This is a genomic window from Planosporangium spinosum (genome assembly GCF_049999945.1).
Lineage (GTDB): Bacteria > Actinomycetota > Actinomycetes > Mycobacteriales > Micromonosporaceae > Planosporangium > Planosporangium spinosum.
The window spans coordinates 94,452-113,305 of sequence record NZ_JBLYUB010000020.1; the positions used below are offsets into that span (position 1 = coordinate 94,452).

At 70.7% G+C, this 18,854-nt stretch carries 16 protein-coding genes; 12 read left to right on the plus strand and 4 right to left on the minus strand.

Features of this window, described 5'->3' with window-relative positions; all coding sequences use genetic code 11:
* Positions 1 to 6: 6 nt before the first annotated feature.
* From ACNTMW_RS24400 to ACNTMW_RS24440, 9 genes are all read left to right on the plus strand, one after another.
* A complete protein-coding gene (locus ACNTMW_RS24400) occupies positions 7 to 1,161 on the plus strand; it encodes a glycosyltransferase family 2 protein (RefSeq protein WP_426636101.1) in 1,155 nt (384 codons plus the stop codon).
* 64 nt (positions 1,162 to 1,225) lie between these two features.
* A complete protein-coding gene (locus tag ACNTMW_RS24405; RefSeq protein WP_426636102.1) occupies positions 1,226 to 2,095 on the plus strand; it encodes a glycosyltransferase family 2 protein in 870 nt (289 codons plus the stop codon).
* A 103-nt stretch (positions 2,096 to 2,198) separates the two neighbouring features.
* On the plus strand, positions 2,199 to 3,083 hold the full coding sequence (locus ACNTMW_RS24410; protein ID WP_426636103.1) for an aminoglycoside phosphotransferase family protein: 885 nt from the start codon (positions 2,199 to 2,201) through the stop codon (positions 3,081 to 3,083).
* A 210-nt stretch (positions 3,084 to 3,293) separates the two neighbouring features.
* Entirely contained in the window at positions 3,294 to 4,316 is a 1,023-nt protein-coding gene (locus ACNTMW_RS24415) for a polysaccharide deacetylase family protein (protein ID WP_426636104.1), read from the plus strand.
* Between the two features lie 5 nt (positions 4,317 to 4,321).
* The gene (locus ACNTMW_RS24420) at positions 4,322 to 5,629 is read left to right on the plus strand and encodes a D-arabinono-1,4-lactone oxidase (RefSeq protein WP_426636105.1); all 1,308 of its coding nucleotides are present in this window, start codon (positions 4,322 to 4,324) and stop codon (positions 5,627 to 5,629) included.
* A gap of 342 nt (positions 5,630 to 5,971) precedes the next feature.
* Positions 5,972 to 6,160 carry a hypothetical protein gene (locus ACNTMW_RS24425; protein WP_426636106.1) on the plus strand — a complete coding sequence of 63 codons (189 nt, stop codon included), beginning with the start codon at positions 5,972 to 5,974 and terminating at the stop codon, positions 6,158 to 6,160.
* Between the two features lie 189 nt (positions 6,161 to 6,349).
* Positions 6,350 to 8,269: a non-ribosomal peptide synthetase gene (locus ACNTMW_RS24430; protein ID WP_426636107.1), complete on the plus strand. Its 1,920-nt coding sequence runs from the start codon at positions 6,350 to 6,352 to the stop codon at positions 8,267 to 8,269.
* Positions 8,269 to 9,015, plus strand: a complete 747-nt coding sequence (locus ACNTMW_RS24435) for a thioesterase II family protein (protein WP_426636108.1) — start codon at positions 8,269 to 8,271, stop codon at positions 9,013 to 9,015. Before ACNTMW_RS24430 ends, ACNTMW_RS24435 begins: the two co-directional genes overlap by 1 nt.
* 10 nt (positions 9,016 to 9,025) lie before the next feature.
* Positions 9,026 to 10,027: an alpha/beta hydrolase gene (locus tag ACNTMW_RS24440; RefSeq protein WP_426636109.1), complete on the plus strand. Its 1,002-nt coding sequence runs from the start codon at positions 9,026 to 9,028 to the stop codon at positions 10,025 to 10,027.
* A 59-nt stretch (positions 10,028 to 10,086) separates the two neighbouring features.
* Here ACNTMW_RS24440 and ACNTMW_RS24445 read toward each other — a convergent pair whose 3' ends face one another.
* Positions 10,087 to 11,166 (minus strand): hypothetical protein, encoded by a 1,080-nt coding sequence (locus tag ACNTMW_RS24445; RefSeq protein WP_426636110.1) that lies wholly within the window; start codon positions 11,164 to 11,166, stop codon positions 10,087 to 10,089.
* A gap of 95 nt (positions 11,167 to 11,261) precedes the next feature.
* Here ACNTMW_RS24445 and ACNTMW_RS24450 point away from each other — a divergent pair, with 95 nt between their 5' ends.
* Entirely contained in the window at positions 11,262 to 12,155 is an 894-nt protein-coding gene (locus ACNTMW_RS24450) for a TauD/TfdA dioxygenase family protein (protein WP_426636111.1), read from the plus strand.
* Positions 12,156 to 12,252: 97 nt separating this feature from the next.
* Here ACNTMW_RS24450 and ACNTMW_RS24455 read toward each other — a convergent pair whose 3' ends face one another.
* The 3 genes from ACNTMW_RS24455 to ACNTMW_RS24465 all read right to left on the minus strand — a co-directional run bounded on the left by ACNTMW_RS24455 (position 12,253) and on the right by ACNTMW_RS24465 (position 15,863).
* Complete coding sequence (locus ACNTMW_RS24455) at positions 12,253 to 13,476, minus strand: helix-turn-helix domain-containing protein (RefSeq protein ID WP_426636112.1); 1,224 nt, start codon at positions 13,474 to 13,476, stop codon at positions 12,253 to 12,255.
* A gap of 201 nt (positions 13,477 to 13,677) precedes the next feature.
* The gene (locus ACNTMW_RS24460) at positions 13,678 to 14,919 is read right to left on the minus strand and encodes a sugar efflux transporter (RefSeq protein WP_426636113.1); all 1,242 of its coding nucleotides are present in this window, start codon (positions 14,917 to 14,919) and stop codon (positions 13,678 to 13,680) included.
* A complete protein-coding gene (locus ACNTMW_RS24465) occupies positions 14,916 to 15,863 on the minus strand; it encodes a glycosyltransferase (protein WP_426636114.1) in 948 nt (315 codons plus the stop codon). The genes ACNTMW_RS24460 and ACNTMW_RS24465 overlap by 4 nt, the downstream gene beginning before the upstream one ends.
* A 314-nt stretch (positions 15,864 to 16,177) precedes the next feature.
* Between ACNTMW_RS24465 and ACNTMW_RS24470 the strand changes: the two genes are divergently transcribed.
* Together ACNTMW_RS24470 and ACNTMW_RS24475 are read left to right on the plus strand one after the other, a co-directional pair.
* Entirely contained in the window at positions 16,178 to 17,308 is a 1,131-nt protein-coding gene (locus tag ACNTMW_RS24470) for a glycosyltransferase family protein (RefSeq protein ID WP_426636115.1), read from the plus strand.
* Positions 17,309 to 17,519: 211 nt separating this feature from the next.
* Positions 17,520 to 18,797, plus strand: a complete 1,278-nt coding sequence (locus ACNTMW_RS24475) for a helix-turn-helix domain-containing protein (protein WP_426636116.1) — start codon at positions 17,520 to 17,522, stop codon at positions 18,795 to 18,797.
* Positions 18,798 to 18,854 lie beyond the last annotated feature (57 nt).

The following is an 18,854-nucleotide window of genomic DNA, read 5'->3' on the forward strand; positions in this document are numbered from 1 at the left end:
TCTCCAATGATCAGCATCGTGATTCCCTACGGGCAGCGCCTCGACAACGTACGGCTGGTGTTCGCGTCGCTCGCGGAGCAGACGCTGGACCGCGACGCCTTCGAGGTGGTCGTCGGCGCTATCGGATACGACCCCGACTACCTGCGGCTGTGCCAGGAGTACGCCGACCGCCTGAGCATCGTGTCGGTGATGGTGGAGCGCGACTGGAACACCAGCCACGCTCGCAACCTTGCGTTGCGGCAGGCTTCCGGCGACGTGATCGTGCTCCTCGACGCGGACGTCATGCTGCCTCCACGGTGCCTGGAGTCCTTGCATCGGCGGTACTTCGCCGACGGCTCGGCCAGGTGCGTCGTCGGCCAGTTGATCGGATACGACAACTACGCGACGACCGAAGCGGTGGACAGCACCCCGTTCAGCCGCCATCGCGACGCGCTCGCCCGGCTCGAGGCTGTCCGGGGACTGCGAGAGGACCAGCGCTGGCAGTTCGAACCAGTGAACTTGCCGTGGACGCTGGTGTGGACCGGTTTCGTCGCAGTCTCCGGCAACGTCGTGCGCCGGCACGGACTCTACTTCGACGAGAACTTCCGCGGCTGGGGCGCGGAAGACCAGGAGTGGGGCTACCGCGTGGCCGCCACCGGCACCCCGATCGTGCTCGGTGAGGACCTCTACGGCCTGCACCTGCCGCACGTGCGCAATGCGGAAGGCAACTTCGCGGCGTTCGCCGCCAACAAGGGATATTTCTTGTCCAAGTGGCCCCGGCCGGACGTGGAACTGTTCCGGGCCGGCGACTCCTGGATCGCCAACCGGGAGATCCCTGCGCTGCGTGCCGCGCTGCGCGCGGCGCTCGACGGAGAGGGGCACACGCTGGGCGTCGCCCGCGGCACTTCGGACGGCGTCGACGTCCTCGTGGTGGGCCTCGCGCTGGACGAGGCCGGCAACCTGCCAGAGAGCGAGCAGGACCCGGTCGGCGCCGGGACACCGTGCCAGGTGCTGCCGTTGATCGGCCTCGCTTTGCCGTACGCCGACGGCGAGGTGGCCGAGTGCCGGGTGCTCCCACGCGTCCTGCGGCTGACCGAGAACTTCCGGGCAATGGTGCTGGCCGAGGCGGCCCGGGTCGCCCGCCGGGTGGTGGCACCATCGCCGGCCCCGCACGGACATTGACGGAGTAGACAAGGCTTGGCAATCATTGGCACACGCATGACGTCGTACTGAGAGGGGCTTCCCGATGTCGCCAGACTCGATCGGTGTCGTGACGCTGACCCGGCACCGACCCGACATGCTGCGGCGCGCAATGGCGTCCGTGTTCGCCCAGGATTACCCGGGCGACATCGAGCACGTCGTCGTCATCGACGACGACCCCGACTCGGTCGCGGTGGTGGAGTCCGCGCCGACCCGCCCCGGCCTGCGCACCGTCGCGCATCTGGTCGAGCGTTCGCAGCGCGAGCGGGAGGAGTCGCCGCGCGACCGTCGCTACGTCTATCCCCGGCTGTCCCGGTTGTTCAACGCAGGAACCCGGGTCTCCTCGGCCGATTGGATCGCCTTCCTCGACGACGACAACGAGTTCGAGCCGCACCACCTCAGCAGCCTTCGGGAGCGCGCACAGGAGACGGGCGCCGACGCCGTGCACTCCGGTCGCACCATGTGGCACGCCGACGGTACGCCGTACACCGACGAGGTCTGGCACACCGCGTTCACCTACGAGGAAGGCCGGCGCCTCTACCAGCTCATGGTGGATCGCGGGGTCCGCTTCCCCGGATCGAACGTCGTCATGGACCGAGCCGATCCCGGCGTCCGCACCGCGTCGTTCCACCCGAGCACCGTCACCGGTCCCGACGATCCGATCATGACGGTCGACCAGAGCGTCTGGCTGCTGCGCCGCGAGCTCCTGCTGCGGCTGCCCATCCCGGAACAGTTCACCGACGACGACCACCGCAACAACGCCGCTCCCGACGACAAGCTGCTCGGCGTGCTGGTGAGCCACGACGTCCCGATCTTCTCCACCGGCCAGGCGACGGTCCGTTACTACCTCGGCGGCGTATCCAATTGGAAACAGCAGGAAATCGTGGCGGCGGCGCTCGCGGCCGGCACACGCTGACGGAGGCACCCCGCGCGCCCGCTGGCGGACGGGGCCGCCCGATGATTCACTGGCGCGGGCAGCCGCGCCGGCAATACCGAAGGGATCGCTGACAGCTGTGAGGATGCATGCCGATCAGGTGGACATCACCGCGGAGGCCGTGGCCGCCCTCGTGGCCGAGCAGTTCCCGCACTGGGCGGACCGCCCGGTGCGCGCGCTGACCTCGCACGGCACGGTCAACGCGCTGTTCCGGCTGGGCACCGACGTCGTCCTGCGGTTCCCGCTACTGCCGAGCGCCGACGCCGCCATGCGTGAGTCACTGGCGCACGAGCAGGACACCGCCCGCCTGATCGCACGGCACACCCGGTCGCTCGTCCCCGAGCCGCTCGCGCTGGGCCGCCCCGCGGAGGCCTATCCGGGCTGGTGGACGGCGTACGCCTGGATACCGGGCGAGACGGCGGGGCCGGGCGCCGCCGGTGACCCGGTGGTCCTCGCCCGCGACCTGGCCCGGTTCGTCGGCGAACTGCGAGCCATGGACACCGGCGGCCGCGCCTGGGACGGGCGCGGCCGGGGTGGTCCGCTCGCCGGCATGGCCGATGCCGTCGACGCGGCGCTGGCGCAGAGCGCCGGGCTCGTCGACGTGGCGCGGGTGGCACGGGCGTGGCAACGATGCCTGATGGCCGACCGGCACACCGGCCCGGAGGTCTGGATCCACGCCGATCTCATGCCCGGCAACCTGTTGCTGCGCGACGGCCGGCTGGTCGCCGTCATCGACCTCGGCTCGGCCGGCATCGGCGACCCCGCGGTGGACCTGATGCCCGCGTGGAACCTCCTGGACGACGCCGGGCGCCGGACGTACCGTGCGGCGCTGGACGTGGACGACGCGACCTGGGAGCGTGGGCGCGGCTGGGCCATCGCCCAGGCCATCATGGCGCTTCCTTACTACCGGCACACCAATCCGGTGATGGCCGACACCGCCCGGCGGACCCTCGCCGCGGCGGTTGCCTGACCGGCACACGACGGCGCTCCCGGCGCGACCCGCACCGGGAGCGCCGCTGCGTGCCCGCGTCCGGGCCCGAAACCATGGTTACCAACCTATGCCAAACGGGTTGCCAATCTGGCATAGCCGTGGCAACGTTGGCCGTCGATGACCGACGCGCCACGGATGGCGAAGCGCTCTGCGCACCGCGTCCTGGCCCCACGTCCGCTCGGAGGACCTATGCCCTATGCAGGAGTCTCCTGGGATGAGGATGGATATCGCCTCGCCGTACTGGACGACGCCGGCGAACCGGTGACCGCGCCGGCGCGGTTCGGCGCCGCCGACACCGACGCCATGATCGACCACCTGCTGGCGATCGGCGCACCGCCGGTCGTGGTGGACAGCACCAACGGCATCCTGGACGGCCGCATGATGGCGGCGGGCCTGCGCGCCTACCGGGCCGATCCGCACCTGCTGCCGCCGCGGCCCGGCTTCGGTTCCGTTCCTGCCGAGGTCCTCGCCCGCGCGGCCTGGCGCGACCTCGGCAGCCTGGCACGCCTGGAACCCACCCGCGGCACCCAGACCGGCCGGGAGCACCTGCTGGAGCAGGACGAGCGGGACAGCACCGCCGCCCTCGCCGCCATGGTGGACAGCCATCGCTGCGTCACCCACGGCGACCGGAACCGGCCGGCCGTCGCGCTCACCTTCGACGACGGCCCGGTGCCCCGGTACACCGGCCTGATCCTCGACGTGCTGCGTCGGTACGAGGTCCCGGCAACGTTCTTCTGCGTGGGGATGAACGCCGCGGCCCACCCCGACGCGTTGCACCGGATGGTGGACGAGGGGCACACCGTCGGCAACCACACCTGGTCGCACCCGTTCCTGCCCGAGTTGACCCGGCCTCAGTTGCTGGAGCAGTTGGAGCGGACGAACGAGGCCATCGAGAAGGCGACCAGTGCGACGCCCACGCTGTTCCGCCCGCCGTACGGCTCGCGCACCCCGGAGGTGCTCGAGTGGCTGCATCCGGTCGGCGCCACGATGGTGCTGTGGGACGTGGAACCGGTCGACTGGGCGATGCCCGGCACCGAGACCATCGTCCGGCGGGTCCTCGACACCACGCGGAACGGCTCGGTCATCCTGCTGCACGACGGCGGAGGGAACCGGTCCCAGGTGGTGCAGGCACTGCCACACATCATCGAGGGACTGCGCGAGCGTTCCTTCCGCTTCGTCGCAGCCGACGAATTCATCACGGACCGGAGGTGAGTGCCATGCCGACGCAGGGGCGGCTCACGAACTGGGCCGGCTCGGTGACGTTCGGCGCGGCCCGGGTCCATCAGCCGGCCACCGTCGACCAGGTGCGGCGGCTCGTGGCCGCCAGCCCGCGCATCCGGGCCCTGGGGAGCGGCCATTCCTTCAGCCTGGTCGCGGACACCGCTCACGATCTGGTCCGCCCGGACGGCCTCAAGCCGACGTTGAATCTCGACGAGCGCAACCGGACGGTCACCGTCGGCGCCGGGATGCGCTACGCCGAGGTGGCCGAGGCGCTGCAGCGAGCGGGATACGCGCTGCCCAACATGGCCTCGCTGCCACATATCTCCGTGGCGGGCTCCTGCGCGACTGGCACGCACGGTTCCGGGGACGCGCTGCGCTGCCTGGCCGCCGCCGTGCAGGCCGTGCAACTGGTAGGACCGGACGGGGAACTGCGAGAACTGCGGCGCGACCACGACGCGCGGATCTTTCCCGGATGCGTCGTCGCTCTCGGCGCGCTCGGTGTGGTGACGGCCCTGACGCTCAACGTCGAGCCGAGCTTCCAAATGAGCCAGCGGGTTCACGTCGGCGTCCCGCTCGACGAAATCATCGACAACCTGGACGCGGTGTTCGGCTCGGCGTACAGCGTCAGCGTGTTCACCACCTGGCACAGCGGTACCGGCATGGTGTGGCGCAAGCGCCGCGCCGGCGCGGCGGAGTCCGATTGGGACGGTGGCCGGCACGCCGACCGGCCGATGCACCCGGTCGACGGCGTGTCGCCGGAGTTCAGCACGGAGCAACTGGACCGGGAGGGACCATGGCACGAGCGTTTGCCACACTTCCGCCCGGAATTCGTGCCGGGCGCCGGGGAGGAGCTGCAGTCCGAGTTCTTCGTTCCCCGCGACCGCGCGGCGGCCGCGCTGACCGCCGTGCGCGAGCTCGCCGGCCGGTTGGCGCCCGTGCTGCAGGTCGCGGAGATTCGCACGGTACGCGCCGACGACCTCTGGCTTAGCCCCGCGTACGGCCGTGACTGCGTGACGGTGCACTTCACCTGGATCAAGAACTGGCCCCTCGTGCTGCCGGTGCTGGCCGAGGTGGAGAAGGCGCTGCGGCCCTTCGACGTACGGCCGCACTGGGCCAAGCTCACCACCCGGGCCGGCTCCGACATCGTCGCCGGCTATCCGCGCGCCGCGGAGTTCGCGGTCCTGATGCGTGAGTTCGACCCGGCCGGAAAGTTCCGGAACGCCTTCCTCGACGATCTTTTCCCGAACGACCGCGCGACGGACACTCCGGCCCCCGGAGAGGTCCAGGCCGCACAATTCGGCTGACCATCGAGGGGTCAACCGGCGCGGTGATGCTCGGCCGTGGACACCGCGCCGGCTCCGTCGGAGCCCGGCTCGCCACCGGCGATTCGGGCAGCTTCCGCCTGAGCTGCGTAACCCACGATCCCGATGAACGTCCATCATGGAGCCGCGCTCGGTGGTTCCGGAACCATAATCCTTCGTTCGGCTCGTTTCGATACCACCGAAGGGGGAACGTAACTGCCATCGGGAATCGACACTGGTGATTCCATCCGACCCGCCACACGGATCCGGCCGTAACGGCATCGCACGACAGCGCGATTGCTTCCGCCGGACCGTCGGGCAACCTTCAATCACGGGGAGATCAACATGACACACCGCATCCGACCGCACGCTGCCGTCCGGCGCACCATGCTGCAGGCCGGCCTCCACATCGCCTCACTGAGCGCGGCGGCTTTCCTCGCGACTGGCGCGCTGGCCGGACTGGCGGCAGGCTCGCACGCGAGCGCCCGGCATACGTTGACGGTAGCGACCGCCTCCGACATCGACTGGCCCTGAGCGCGCACATTGCACGACGACGTTCGATGCGCCGCCGCCCGCGAGGGCGGCGGCGCATCGTCGCGTGCAAACAACTCGTCGGCGCTTCGCCGACATTTCCAAAACTTGTCGAGTGTTGCCAAAGCTTGCCAGTGTGCCTAGCCTCGGTACGTGCCTGCCGACCAGGCCGCCGACGATCGGAGGAGTTCTATGGCGCCAGCTCCCTCTCAACCGTTGATCACCGAAGGCCGCCCTGACCGGACCCTGGACGACCCGCTGCCGCTCGGTGTGGGTTCGCCCCTTCCCGACGCGCCGCTGCCCCTGATTCCCGAGTCCGTCGCCGAGCACGTCCGTACCCGGCCGGACTCCATCGCGGTGCAGTGCGGGGAGGACAGCCTCAGCTACCGCACCCTTGACGCGTGGGCGGCCGCGATCGCCGTACGTCTCGCCGCGGCCGGCGTGCGCCGCGGTGACACCGTCGCCGTGGTGATGGGTCCGTCGGCCGCCATGGTGGCCGCCACCCTCGGCGCGTGGCGCGCCGGCGCCGCCTACGTGCCGATCGACCTCGCGCAACCCGACCGGCGGATCTCCGCGGTGCTCGACGACGCCGCCGTGGCCGCCGTGCTGACCTGCCCCACCGCCGAACCGCGGCTGCGGGCGGCCGGCCGCCCGCTGGTGGTCGTCAGTTGCGCCGAGACCGCCGCCCGGCCTGGCCCGGCCGTCGAGCCGGCACAGGACGACCCGGCCTACGTCATCTACACCTCCGGAAGTACCGGCGAGCCCAAGGGCGTGCTCGTCACCCACGGCCAGCTGGCGGCGTCCACGGCCGCCCGCCGCCTCGTCTACCCGGGCGCACCGACGTTCCTGCTGGTGTCGCCGCTGGCCTTCGACTCCTCGGTTGCCGGGCTGTGGGGGACGCTGAGCACCGGAGGCCGCCTGGTCGTGGCCGGCGCCGACGAGGTACGCGACCCGGAGTGCCTGGTGCGGCTCGTGGATCGCCACCGGGTGACCCATCTGCTGGGCGTGCCTTCGCTGTACGCGGTACTGCTCGACGCCGCGGACCGCGCCGGCCCCGGTGCGCTGCGGTCGCTGGACACCGTCATCACCGCCGGCGAGGCTCTGCCCGAAACGCTGCTGCGCCGGCACTTCACCGTGCACGGTCACGGAGTGTGCCTGGTCAATGAGTACGGCCCGACGGAGGCGACGGTGTGGGCCACGTACCGGCGGTTCACCGGTCCGGGCCCGGTGAGCATCGGCGGCCCCATCCCCGGTGCCCGGGTGTACGTCCTCGACGGCGACCTGCGCCCGGTGCCCCGCGGCGCCGAGGGCGAGCTGTACATCGGCGGCGCCGGGGTGGCACAGGGCTACGTCGGCCGGCCGGAGGCGACCGAGCGGGCGTTCCTGCCCGACCCGTTCACCGCGACGCCGGGCGCGCGCATGTACCGCACCGGCGACACGGTGCGGTGGAACAGCGAGGGAACACTGGACTTCCTGGGCCGCCACGACGACCAGATCAAGATTCGGGGGCACCGGGTGGAACTGGGCGCGGTCGATGCCGCGCTGCGGGCCCTGCCCGGGGTCCGCGACGTCGTCGTCCTGCCGGACGAATCGCGGACCGCGATGGAGGCGTTCGTCGTCGGCGACCCTGCGGTGAGCGAGGAGACCGTACGCCTGGAGCTGTCGCGGCAGTTGCCGGCGGCCATGGTGCCCGGCCGCATCCGCGTGCTGCCGGAGTTGCCGCTCAGCGTCAACGGCAAAGTGGACCGCGAGGCGCTACGCCGTGCCGCGGCGGAGCCGGCGAGTGAACCCCGGCCCGCCGCAGGCGGGGCTACGGCGCAGGTGGCCGCCGCGTGGGCGGACGTGCTCAAGGTTTCCGACGTCCCGCTCGACGTCAACTTCTTCGACCTCGGCGGTCACTCACTGACCATGTTCCAGCTCCAGGACGCGCTGGAGCGGCGAACCGGGACCCGCCCCTCTGTGGTCGCGCTCTTCCGGCACACCACCGTGGCGGCCCAGGCCGAGCTGATCGGGCGCGGGGGCACGGACAGGGGGCTCGCCGGCAACCCCCGTCAGGCGGTCGTGGAGCGCGCACGGGCGGCGCGGGCGCGGCGGGAGCGGGTGAGGGAATAGTGCAACGCGACGTGAACCCGGCCGTCTGGCTGCAGAGCGGCGCCGCCCCGGCGGACGCCCGGCGACGGCTGATCTGTTTCCCCCATGCCGGCGGATCGGCGGCGATGTTCCGGCACTGGCAGCAGCACCTGCCGGACAGCGTGGTGCATGCCGTCCGCTATCCCGGCCGCGCCGAGCGGATCGACGAGCCGGCTCCCGACGACCTGGTGGAGTTGGCCGCGCAGATTGCCGCGGCGGTGCGTTCGCTGGCCGATCGGCCGCTGGTCCTCTTCGGGCACAGCATGGGCGCGGCCGTGGCCCTGGAGACCGCCCGGCACCTGGAGGGCGCCGGGGTGCCGGTGGAGCACCTGTTCGCATCCGGCTCGCGCAACGCTGCGCTACCGGGACCAGAGGAGCTGGCCGACGGCGACACGGACGACGACCCGGTGACCATCGCACGGCTGATCAGCCTCGGCGGCACCGACCCTGAAGTGGCCGCCGATCCCTATTTCCAGGAACTCGTCCTGCCGTACATCCGCAGCGACGGGCGGATGTTCCACGCATACGCCCGCGGCTTCCGGCCCCAGCCGCGGCTGCAGTGTCCCATCACGACGATCGTGGGGCGCGACGACGCCGACGCCGACCGCCGGCCGTGGCCGGAACTCACCCAGGGCTCGTTCCACGAGGAGGTCGTCGCGGGCGATCACTTCTACCTGACCGAGAATCCGCCGTTCGGGCTCATCCGGGCCGGCACGGCGGTCGGCTGAGAGGAACAGCATGACCACAACGTCCGCATCGCGGCCGCCCGCCGCGGACCCGCCGCCCTTCGACCCGCAGCTCGACGCGCCGCTGCACGACATCCTCGCCGGCCTGCCGAGCATGACCGCGGACCAGATCGGCTTCCGGCGCGAGCGATCGGCGGCGGCCCGGATGACCGACGACCAGATCCGCCGCGACGGGGCCTTCGACCTCGAGGAGCTGAGCGTCCCGGGACCCTCGTCGGCGCCCGGCATCTCGCTGCTGGTCTGCCGCCCTACCGCGACGGCCGGCCCGTACCCGGTCATCTACCACATTCACGGCGGCGGCATGGTGGCCGGCACCAACCGCAGCCGTGAGCTGGACGGTGACCTGGATCGCGCGCAGGAACTGGGGTGGGCGGTCGTCGCCGTGGAGTATCGCCTGGCACCGGAGCATCCCGCCCCGGCAGGGCTGGAGGACTGTTACGCCGGTCTGTCGTGGATCGCCGAGCACGGTCCCGGACGGGGACTCGATCCGGCTCGGGTGGTAGTCAGCGGCAACAGTGCCGGCGGCGGATTGGCGGCCGGGGTGTCGCTGCTGGCCCGCGATCGCGGCGGGCCGCGCCTGCTGGGCCAGATGCTGCAGTGCCCGATGCTCGACGACCGCTGCGAGTCGCCCTCGGCCCGGCAGATGGACGGTGTGGGCCTGTGGGATCGCACCTCTAATCTCACCGGCTGGACCGCGCTGCTGGGCGAGCGCCGAGGCACCGAGGACGTCTCGCCCTACGTCGCGCCCGCGCGGGCCACCGACCTGTCCGGTCTGGCGCCCATGTTCATCGACGTGGGCTCGGTGGAGGCACTGCGGGACGAGGCGGTCGCCTATGCCGGCCGCGTATGGCAGGCCGGCGGCCAGGCCGAGCTGCACGTCTGGTCGGGCGCCTTCCACAGCTTCGACGAGTGGGTTCCGGACGCGATAGTCTCGCGCGCCGCCCGGCGCGCCCGCGTGGACTGGCTGCGCCGGCTGCTCACCGCGCGCGCGTGAACCATGCGCAGGCGGGACGTCCCGGTTGCCGGGCGGCCCGCCTGCGTGCCGGGTACGGGTCAGCTTCGCCCGGCGCCGGCGACCTGGCCGGCGACGTTCATGGCAGCATCAGCCAGGAATTTCGCGGCCCAGTTGGGAAACGCGAGCGGTTCGAAGCCCCCGGTGAGCGGGAACGAGCCCGGCAGCGCGCCTTGCGCTGCCGGTTCCAGCGGCTGGCGCAGTTGCAACTCCGCCAGGCGTGCCAGGACCTGTTCGCAGCGTGCCCGCAGTTCCTCGTCGCCGTTGCGCCGCCCCAGGTCCCACCAGATCGTCACCATCTGGGCATCCCCGGTGAGACACGCGTAGTCGGCCCGCGGCGTGAAGCCGGGGCCGATCTCGCCCGGCAACAACGGGTACAACGGGGTGCGCAGTTCGGCCAGGCGGCGCGCGCATCGGTCCGCCGCGGCGCGGCACTGCTCGGCGAGCTCCTCGTCGAGCAGGTCGGCACAGCGCGACAGCCCGCGCAAGGCGTAGGCGATGGTGTGGGTCCACGGCGTGTGGTCGGCCGAGAACGCCATGCCGTCGATCCACCCGTCGGGACGAACCTGCTGCAGGATCCACTCCAGCGAGCGGCGTACCCCGGCCAGCACCGCTGGGTCTGCGGTGGCCCGCCACAGCTCCGCCAGGGCCCACGTGACGCGGGACGAGTATGTGTTGGCGAAGCCGAGGTGGGACAGCCAGGCACCGTCCGGCCGCTGTTGTGTGAGCAGCCATCGGCCGGCGCGTTCGGCGGAATGCAGAAATGCGGGCTCGCCGGTGGCCGCTTCGAGCGCGAGCAGTCCCAGCATGATCTGCCCGACGTCGAAGACGACGGGTGGACCGTCGACGCCCATCCCGCCGGGGAACGCGCCGCCGGGCGACTGCAACTCCAGCAGCCAATCGCCGACCTCGCGGGCGCGTTCGGTCAGGGCGGGCCGGTCCAAGACGCGGCCTGCGCGCAGCATGGTCGGTACGAGGTAGCCGCTCGTCTCGGGGTACGGGGGCTGCCAACCGTGCCGCAGGTCGTAGCCGGCCGAGATGCCACGCCGCCCGGTCGCGTCGTGGGCCTTCTCCACCCAGCTCAGCGCGTCGGCGGCGACACGAAGGATGTCGTTGGTCATGCATTGATTGTCCAGCCCCACTGTCCACCCTGGCAAATTCTTGGCATACTTTGGCAAGAGATAGGTAAGCCGTCGGTAACCCAGAAAGGCCAGCCATGACTGACACACTGCTGCCGTCGACAACGGTCACCGTGACGCCCCTGGCCGGGAACATCGGTGCGGTGGTCGCCGGCGTCGACGCCTCGGCCCCGCTGAGCGACGAGGTGATCGCGCAGGTGCGCAGGGCCCTGCTCGACCACAAGGTCATCTTCCTGCGGGAACAGCAACTCGACTACGACACCCAGGTCGCCTTCGTTAAGCGCTTCGGGGAGCTGACGCTCGGGCACCCCATCTACGAAAACGCCAAGGAGCAGCCGCACCTGCGGGCGATGGACTCCACTCACGGCACCCGGGCCAACCACTGGCACACCGACCTGTCCTTCATCGAGCGCCCGCCGGCCGCGGCCTTCCTGCACGCCAAGGTCATCCCGCCGGTGGGTGGCGACACCATCTGGGCCAACACGGTCACCGCGTACGAAAGCATGCCGCCCGAGATGCGTGACCTCGCCGATCGGCTGCGCGTGGTGCACAGCAACGACTCCGACTTCACCGATGACACGGTCGACTGGCGCGGCGACTACATCGCCAACCGATTCGAGACCGAGCACCCGGCGGTCCGCGTACACCCGGAGACAGGTGAGCGCGCCCTGTTGCTCGGCGGCTTCGCCCGCAGCGTCGTGGGGTACAGCCCGCAGGTGTCGCGTGAGCTGATCCACGCGATGCAGGAGTACGTGACCAAGCCCGAGCACACCGTGCGGTGGCAGTGGCGCGTCGGCGACCTGGCCATCTGGGACAACCGCTCCACCGAGCACTACGCCATCTACGACTACGGCACGGCGCACCGCCGTGCGGAGCGGCTGACGCTGGTCGGCACGGTTCCGGTGGGCGTCGACGGGCGCACGAGCATAGTGCGCAGCGGCGACACGCGTGCGTACAGCAACGGCGCCTAGCAGGCCCGGCGTCCCGCCGCCCGGCGACAGCGCCGGGCGGCGATCACCGCACGGCCCGCATTCCCCGGGGTAGCCGTCGGCCGCGCCGCCTCCGGGATCAGGCCTCGGCCAGGGCCGTGGCCAAAGTACGCCATATCTCGGCGACGAGCTCGACGTTGCGCGCGTCCTCCGCCTCCTTGGCGAGCTCGCGCATCCGATGCAGGCCCGCGTCGCGCTCGCCGCGCCGGATCTGCAACCGGGCGCGCGTGGCTTCGAACTTCACGCGATCGTGGAACGAGAGCAGGGACTGCTCGGCGGCGATCTGTTCGCACATGTCCCACGCCTCGTCCAGGCGGCCCTCCTCCACCGCGAGGTAGGCCCAGAGCGTCCGGATCTCCTGCTGGTGCAGATCTGTGCCGAGCAGGCTGACCACCGGGGCCGCCTCCTGCAGCCGGGCCCGCACCTCGTCCAGCGGTGGCGGGTCCACCTGCAGGTACAGCGAGGCCGCGGCGAGCCGTAGCCGCATCCACAGCACCAGGTCGGCACGGCTGTCCAGCAGGGCGAGTGCGCGTTCCAGTAGCTTGCGCCCGCCGGCATGGTCACCCTGGCGGGTGCTGACCGTGGCCGCCGCCCACAGCGCCTCGACGTGCGCTGTGCCGGCCATGTCCTCGGTGAGTTGGCAGAGGCGGACGGCGTGAACCTGCGCCGTAGCCAGCTCTCCCGCCTCCGCCTCGATCGAGATGAGCGCTTGCAACGCTCCGGCCTGCGCCGCCCGCGAGGCCTGCTCCGCCAGTTCGTACGCCTGCTGCGCGTACTGCCGCGCCTCGGCGGTGTGGCCCAGCGTGCGCGCGCAGCAGGCGAGCCCGGTGCAGGTACGGGACCGCAGCTCCGGCGAGGTCAGCGATTCGCTGAGCGTGACCAGCTCCTTCAGTAGCCGGTACTCCTCGTCCTGGCGGCCCTCGCCGCGACGGACCTGGGCCAGCGTCCAGAGCGCCTGCCACCGCAGCGCCGGGTCGCAGTCGGGTGCCGCGCGCAAAGCCTCGGACAGCAGCTCGGCCAGGCCCGCGTCGTCCGCCGCGACCACAGTGGCGAGGACTTCGGCGATGACGGAGGGACGGGCCGGTTCGGTGGCGTCGGACTCGGCGCTCTCGAAGGCGGAGAGCGGCACCCCGAGCCGGCGTGCGAGCGTCTCCACGGCCCGGGGGGTCGGCGGCCGGGCGCCGGATTCCAGCCGGGACAGGTATCCGGCCGACATGACGCCGTCGGCGAGCGCGGCCTGGGACAGGCGGCGTTGAGCACGAAGTGCCCGGAGGCGCTGGCCGAAGGCAGGTTGTTCGAGCATCGTGCTTCCTCGGCGTGTCAAAAGTCCGTCAATGATGTTGCCTACCGGCACACGGTAGCGCCACGCACTCCTTTCCGCGAGAGAGACATACCACGTTTGACCAGACCGACAATGCGCCATAACCGCGTGAATTGACTAACGGTGGCCCGGAAGGCACGGAATGGCACCGGCCGGCGGCCGGTGCCATGATGCCGGCGTCGCTCAGCCGGCGGGGACTTGCACGCTTTCGCTCGCCTCGTCGTGGGCGCGGCCGCGCCGGGCGGCGGCGGCGGCGAGGAGCATCGTGGCCGCCGCGGCCAGCACCGCGCAGACGAAGAAGACGTTGGTGAACCCGAACCACTCTGCGACCACGCCGGCGGTGGTGCCGCCGAGCAGGATGCCGGTCTGGAATGAGCTGGTGTAGAGCGAGGACGCCACGCCGACCCGATCACCCATGGCGTCCTGCAGGATGGTCACCGGAATGCTCAGGACAATCGCGGTCCAGAATGCGTTCGGCAGCTGCAGCAGCAGCAGCGCGGCCTTGGAATGGGCGAACGGCAGCGCGGCGAAGAACACCGTGGCGCAGGCGGTGGCCGCCAGCACCAGCCGCCACTTGCCGATGCGGTCCGCGTGCCGGCCCAGTAGCAGGATCACGCTGACCTCCAGCGCGGCGCACAGCCCGAGCAGCAACCCGGTGAACCCTGCGTCGAGACCGAGGTCACGGGTGACGAAAAGAGCGATGTTGATCTGATAGATGTTGTTGACCGTCAACATGAGCATGACGGCCAGGATGAGTAGCCAGAGCGAGCGGCCGATGCCGGCGAACGGGTTTCCCTTGGCCGTAGTTTTCGTCACCGTGCCGGTGAGGTCCGGCAGCAGCCAGCGGCAGAGCACGCCCGAGGTCATGTAGAGCACCGCCGTGAGCAGGTACAGCGCCGCGAACCCGCGTACGTCGATGAGTAAGAAACCCAGCGGCGGGCCGACGATCCAGCACGCCGACGTGATCGAGCGCAGCACCGAATTGAGCAACGTCGGATTCAGCGCGCGCGCCGAGGCGAAGTCGCGGTTGTACGCGAAGATCTGCGCGAAACCCGATCCGCCGATGGCGAAGAGGACGGCGCCGATGGCGAACAGCACGTAGTAGTTGCGGATCGTCGTATAGGCCAGCGCGCCCGAGGCCGAGAAGAAGGGGCAGAGCGTCAGCAGCGCGCGCCGGTTGCCGGTACGGTCCGACAAGGCGCCGAGCGTCAGCCCGGACACCACCTCCAGCAGCCCGCGACCGGTGAAGTACATCCCGATCATCAAGGGGGTGGCACCGATCGCCGTGGCGAGGAACAGGCTCGTCGACGTGTTCACCAGCGCGCCGCCGACACCGACGATGGCCGTGTTGACCATGAGGCCGCGGAGGGCACCGTCCTTGATGAGTTGGGCGAAGCCCGTGCTCTTGCCTTCCAACGCCGTCACCTGGTCCCGGTGGAGGCCGGCGTTTCCCCGCCGGCCGGCCGGATTCCGGGCGGGGCGTCGCCATTCTGGCGCGCGGCGAGGTACTCCGCGCAGGATGGCAGGCCACGGTCGCGGATGACCTGCTCGATCAGAAAGATGTCGTGGTCGGGACGCAGGCGAGTGATCGGGGTGTCGTACTTGGCGGCGAAGTAGCGGTGGTTCGCCTTGGCGCTGCGGGTGTCCTCCTTGGGGTGGGGGCAGTGCACGGCCGCCGCGTCGCGGCTCAGCAGGAACCGCGCTCCGCCGCGATGCAGTCGGTACGCCAGGTCGACGTCCTCGCCGCCCCAGGACCGGTACGCCTCGTCGAACATCCCGACCGCACGGGCCTGCGCCGTGTCCACCGACACGTTGCAGGTCCAGAAGATCAGCCACGGTGCGGCCAGCTTCCACAGCTCCTCGCCGTACCGGTCGTAGTACCACTCCCGGACGTCGGGGAGCGAGTGGTCGTGCGCGAGCCGGCGGATGGTGCCGTCCGGATCCGCCGGGTCGATCCGGTCCGCGGCGGCGCGCACGTCGTCCGCGAAGCCCCAGACGTAGCCGACGACCGCGGCGGGGCCGGCCGTACTCTCGTGCGCGGCACAGTGCGCCGCCAGCGCATGCGACCCGAGCACCACGCCGGAGTCAACGAAGACGCTCACCGGCCCGCGCGCCTCCCGCAGACCCATGTTGCGGGCCTTCGCCACCCGGAAGCCCTCGTCCTCCTGGTAGAAGTAGCGGATCGGCAGCCGGTCGGTGTAGCTCGCCACCACCGCGTCCGTGCCGTCACTCGATCCGTCGTCGGCCACGATGACCTCGAAGTCGCCGGGCGGCATGTCCTGCCGCACGAAGGAGTCCAGCGTGTGCCGGAGCAGGCCTGCCCGGTTGTACGTCGGCACGATGACGGTGCAGCGCGGCAGTGTGGTCATGAAGTCTGTCCCTCTTCGGATCGCGGCCCGGGCGAGCGGACGATGCCCCACCCCGGCGACCGGTGCGAACAAGCCCGAGTGTGCCGGTCCCGGCAACTCGTGGCAACTGGCGCGGATTGCGGGTACGTCGTCCGCCCCATACCCGAAACCGGCCGGTCGGCAACGCGGCACTCTGGGCGAATCTCCCACTTCTGCGACGCGCGGCGCAGCACCTATGTTGCCATTGATTGCCAAAGGTATCCAGCGATATTGCCACATCTTGCCTCCTGGTGCAGACTGGACGGCCTATCTGCCGATGCAAAGGGAGGCACCTCATGACCGACGCCGATCGCCCGGGGCAAACACCCACCGTACCGACCCGGCGTGTTCTCGTCGGCGCCTGCGGCATGGGCAACGGGCACGCCTCGCGCCAGCTGAACCTGGTGCGCCGGCTGCAGGAACGCGGCCACCGCGTCGCCCTCGTCACGTTCGGCGACGGCGTCGCCGCGCTCGACGACGCCTTCCCGTCGCACGTGCCGATCGCGGAGCCCACCCACTACCCGGGGGGCTGGGTCGCCATGACGCCCACTGGCATCGACATCCATCGCAGCGCGGAGAACGGCCGGGCGCTCGACCCGCGCGGCGATGCGTGGAACTTCGCGCTCTGCGAGCGGGTCGTCGAACAGCTCGGAGACGTGCCGGACGTGGTGCTGACCGACTACGAGCCGGCGAGCGCGCAGATCGCGTACATGGTGGGCGCTCGGCTGATCACCACCGAGCAGCAGAGCAAGTTCCTCCTGTACCGCACGCCGGACGCCGGCGGCTACACCCGCTGGCACGAAGCCGCCAAGCTGCGGTACTTCTTCCCCGCGGCCGACGAACGGATCGCCTCGTCGTTCTTCCCGCTGGAGTGGGAGCGCGACGAGCGCTACCACGGTCAGGTGATCGAACCGATCCTGCGCCCGGACGTGCTGTCGATGACGCCTGAGCTCGACGAGAAGTCCGTGGTCGTCTACATGTCGCCGTACGCCGCGATGCGCCAAGAGCCCGCCGAGTTCCTGCGCGTACTCGCCGGCTTCCCGGAGGTGACGTTCACCGTCTTCAGCAAGACACCCATCGGCGACGCTCCGCAGAACGTGGTGGCCTCGCTCTTCGACCGGCCGAAGTTCACCGAGGCCCTGCGCAGCTGCTCGGCAGTGGTCTCCACGGCCGGCCATCAGCTGCTGTCGGAGTGCCTGTACCTGCGCAAGCCGGTGCTCGCGCTGCCGTTCGACGTCTACGAGCAGCAGTTCAACGCGATGATGCTGGACCACTGCGGTATCGGCATGCGGGCCGACGGGCTGTCGCCGGAACTGCTGCGGCGGTTCCTGGACCAGCGTGCCGCGTTCGCCGAGACCGCCGACCGGCTCGCGAGCCGCCAGTTCACCGGTTCCTCGGCCGGACTGCTGGAACGCCTGGGCCTTTGATCGTCTCGTACGTCGACGACTGCGCAACCCGGCGGTCGGCCCCGGCCCGGTCAGCACGACGGCACTTTCACGTCGGACCGTGGCCGGCGCCGGCATCCGCGAGAACAGGACATTCCCGCTTGATGGAATTTCAAAGCCGAGAGAGAAAGGCATACTTCCGTTTCCACTGTGCCCGGTCCGTGTGACTCGGACGCTTCAAGACGAGGGCGAGATGCTCGAACAACCGGCTTTCGGTCAGCGGCTACGGGCCCTGCGCGTCAAGCGAGGGCTCTCACAGGTCGCGCTGGCCGGCGACGGAATGTCCACCGGATACCTCTCCCGCCTCGAGTCGGGCACGCGCCGGCCGAACAGCCGGATCGTCGAATACCTGGCACAGCGACTCGGTGTACCGGTCACGGAGCTGGCCGCACCATCCGTCGCGCAGAGCGGTCCGCCGTCGTCGCAGACCTCGTCGCTCGTGCAGTTCCTCGCCGCGGCCATCTCCACCTCGGCCGACGACGAAACGACCGAATCGCTCGCCGCCGCGCTGCGCAACTCCGACAGCTGGGACTCGGCCCTGCGCTGGCAGGCGTTGTGGCTTCTGGCCCGCACGCTCGACGGCAAGGGGCGGCACGAGGAGGAGCACGCCCTGCTCACCGAGCTCACTCAGCTCAGTGACGAGCTGGGCGCGCCGGAGCTGCGGGCCCGCGCTTACACCCGACTGTCACGCTGCGTACGGATGCTGGGCGACAACGACTCGGCCCGAGACCACGCGATGACGGCGTGGCAGGCCGCCGAGGGGCTGTTCGTAGCGGACCGCGCCGGCGCGTTGCACGCCCTGGTTTCCGCGGAGGCGGAACTTGGCCACCTCAACGAGGCGTGGACCCACGCCGACCGGCTCTGCGCGCTGACCGAGCAGTCGACGGGCACCCTGCAGGTCGAGGCATTGTGGGCGGCGGCGACGGTACGCCTCCGGCAGGGTGACTACCGCGGCGCCCGCGAGCTGCTGGAGCGCGCGCTGCTCGGGCTCGACGGTCGGCAGAACCTGATGCTGTGGACCCGGCTGCGACTGGCCGCCGCCTCCCTTTATCTACAGCTCACCGAACCGCTCACGGACCGCGCGCAGGCCCTGCTCGACGAGGTCACCCCGGTTCTGCGGGTGGTCGGCACCGAACTGCACGACCAGCAGCTACAGACCCTGCGTGCCCATCTCGCCTTCGAGCAGGGCCGTCTGGACGAGGCCCGGGCGATCTGTGGCCAGATCGACGAGTGTGCGCTGCTGCTGTCATTCCGGGACCGGATCCGTTTCCAAGCGCTGTGCTGTCGGCTGCGCATCCTGGACGGCGACCACGAGAACGCCGTACGGGAGCTGCAAGAACTAGCCCGACAGGCGCAGGAGGCGCGCAACCCGGAACTCACCGCGGAGGTGTGGCGCACCATCGCCGAAACGCTCGCGCAGCGATTCGCCCCAGCGCCCACAGGATCGCCGCCGCGCAGCGGTCACGCCTGAGGTTGCCGCTCCTGGCAACTGGTGACAACATTGCACTGGCTCTTGGCATCAGGTTTG

Excerpts from the sequence above, each read along its gene's own strand:
- ACNTMW_RS24415 (WP_426636104.1), top strand. The coding sequence starts at position 3,294 with ATGCCCTATGCAGGAGTCTCCTGGGATGAGGATGGATATCGCCTCGCC.
- ACNTMW_RS24470 (WP_426636115.1), top strand. The coding sequence starts at position 16,178 with ATGACCGACGCCGATCGCCCGGGGCAAACACCCACCGTACCGACCCGG.
- ACNTMW_RS24400 (WP_426636101.1), top strand. The coding sequence starts at position 7 with ATGATCAGCATCGTGATTCCCTACGGGCAGCGCCTCGACAACGTACGG.
- ACNTMW_RS24410 (WP_426636103.1), top strand. The coding sequence starts at position 2,199 with ATGCATGCCGATCAGGTGGACATCACCGCGGAGGCCGTGGCCGCCCTC.
- ACNTMW_RS24455 (WP_426636112.1), bottom strand. The coding sequence starts at position 13,476 with ATGCTCGAACAACCTGCCTTCGGCCAGCGCCTCCGGGCACTTCGTGCT.
- ACNTMW_RS24445 (WP_426636110.1), bottom strand. The coding sequence starts at position 11,166 with ATGACCAACGACATCCTTCGTGTCGCCGCCGACGCGCTGAGCTGGGTG.
- ACNTMW_RS24420 (WP_426636105.1), top strand. The coding sequence starts at position 4,322 with ATGCCGACGCAGGGGCGGCTCACGAACTGGGCCGGCTCGGTGACGTTC.
- ACNTMW_RS24475 (WP_426636116.1), top strand. The coding sequence starts at position 17,520 with ATGCTCGAACAACCGGCTTTCGGTCAGCGGCTACGGGCCCTGCGCGTC.
- ACNTMW_RS24430 (WP_426636107.1), top strand. The coding sequence starts at position 6,350 with ATGGCGCCAGCTCCCTCTCAACCGTTGATCACCGAAGGCCGCCCTGAC.
- ACNTMW_RS24405 (WP_426636102.1), top strand. The coding sequence starts at position 1,226 with ATGTCGCCAGACTCGATCGGTGTCGTGACGCTGACCCGGCACCGACCC.
- ACNTMW_RS24425 (WP_426636106.1), top strand. The coding sequence starts at position 5,972 with ATGACACACCGCATCCGACCGCACGCTGCCGTCCGGCGCACCATGCTG.
- ACNTMW_RS24450 (WP_426636111.1), top strand. The coding sequence starts at position 11,262 with ATGACTGACACACTGCTGCCGTCGACAACGGTCACCGTGACGCCCCTG.
- ACNTMW_RS24465 (WP_426636114.1), bottom strand. The coding sequence starts at position 15,863 with ATGACCACACTGCCGCGCTGCACCGTCATCGTGCCGACGTACAACCGG.
- ACNTMW_RS24440 (WP_426636109.1), top strand. The coding sequence starts at position 9,026 with ATGACCACAACGTCCGCATCGCGGCCGCCCGCCGCGGACCCGCCGCCC.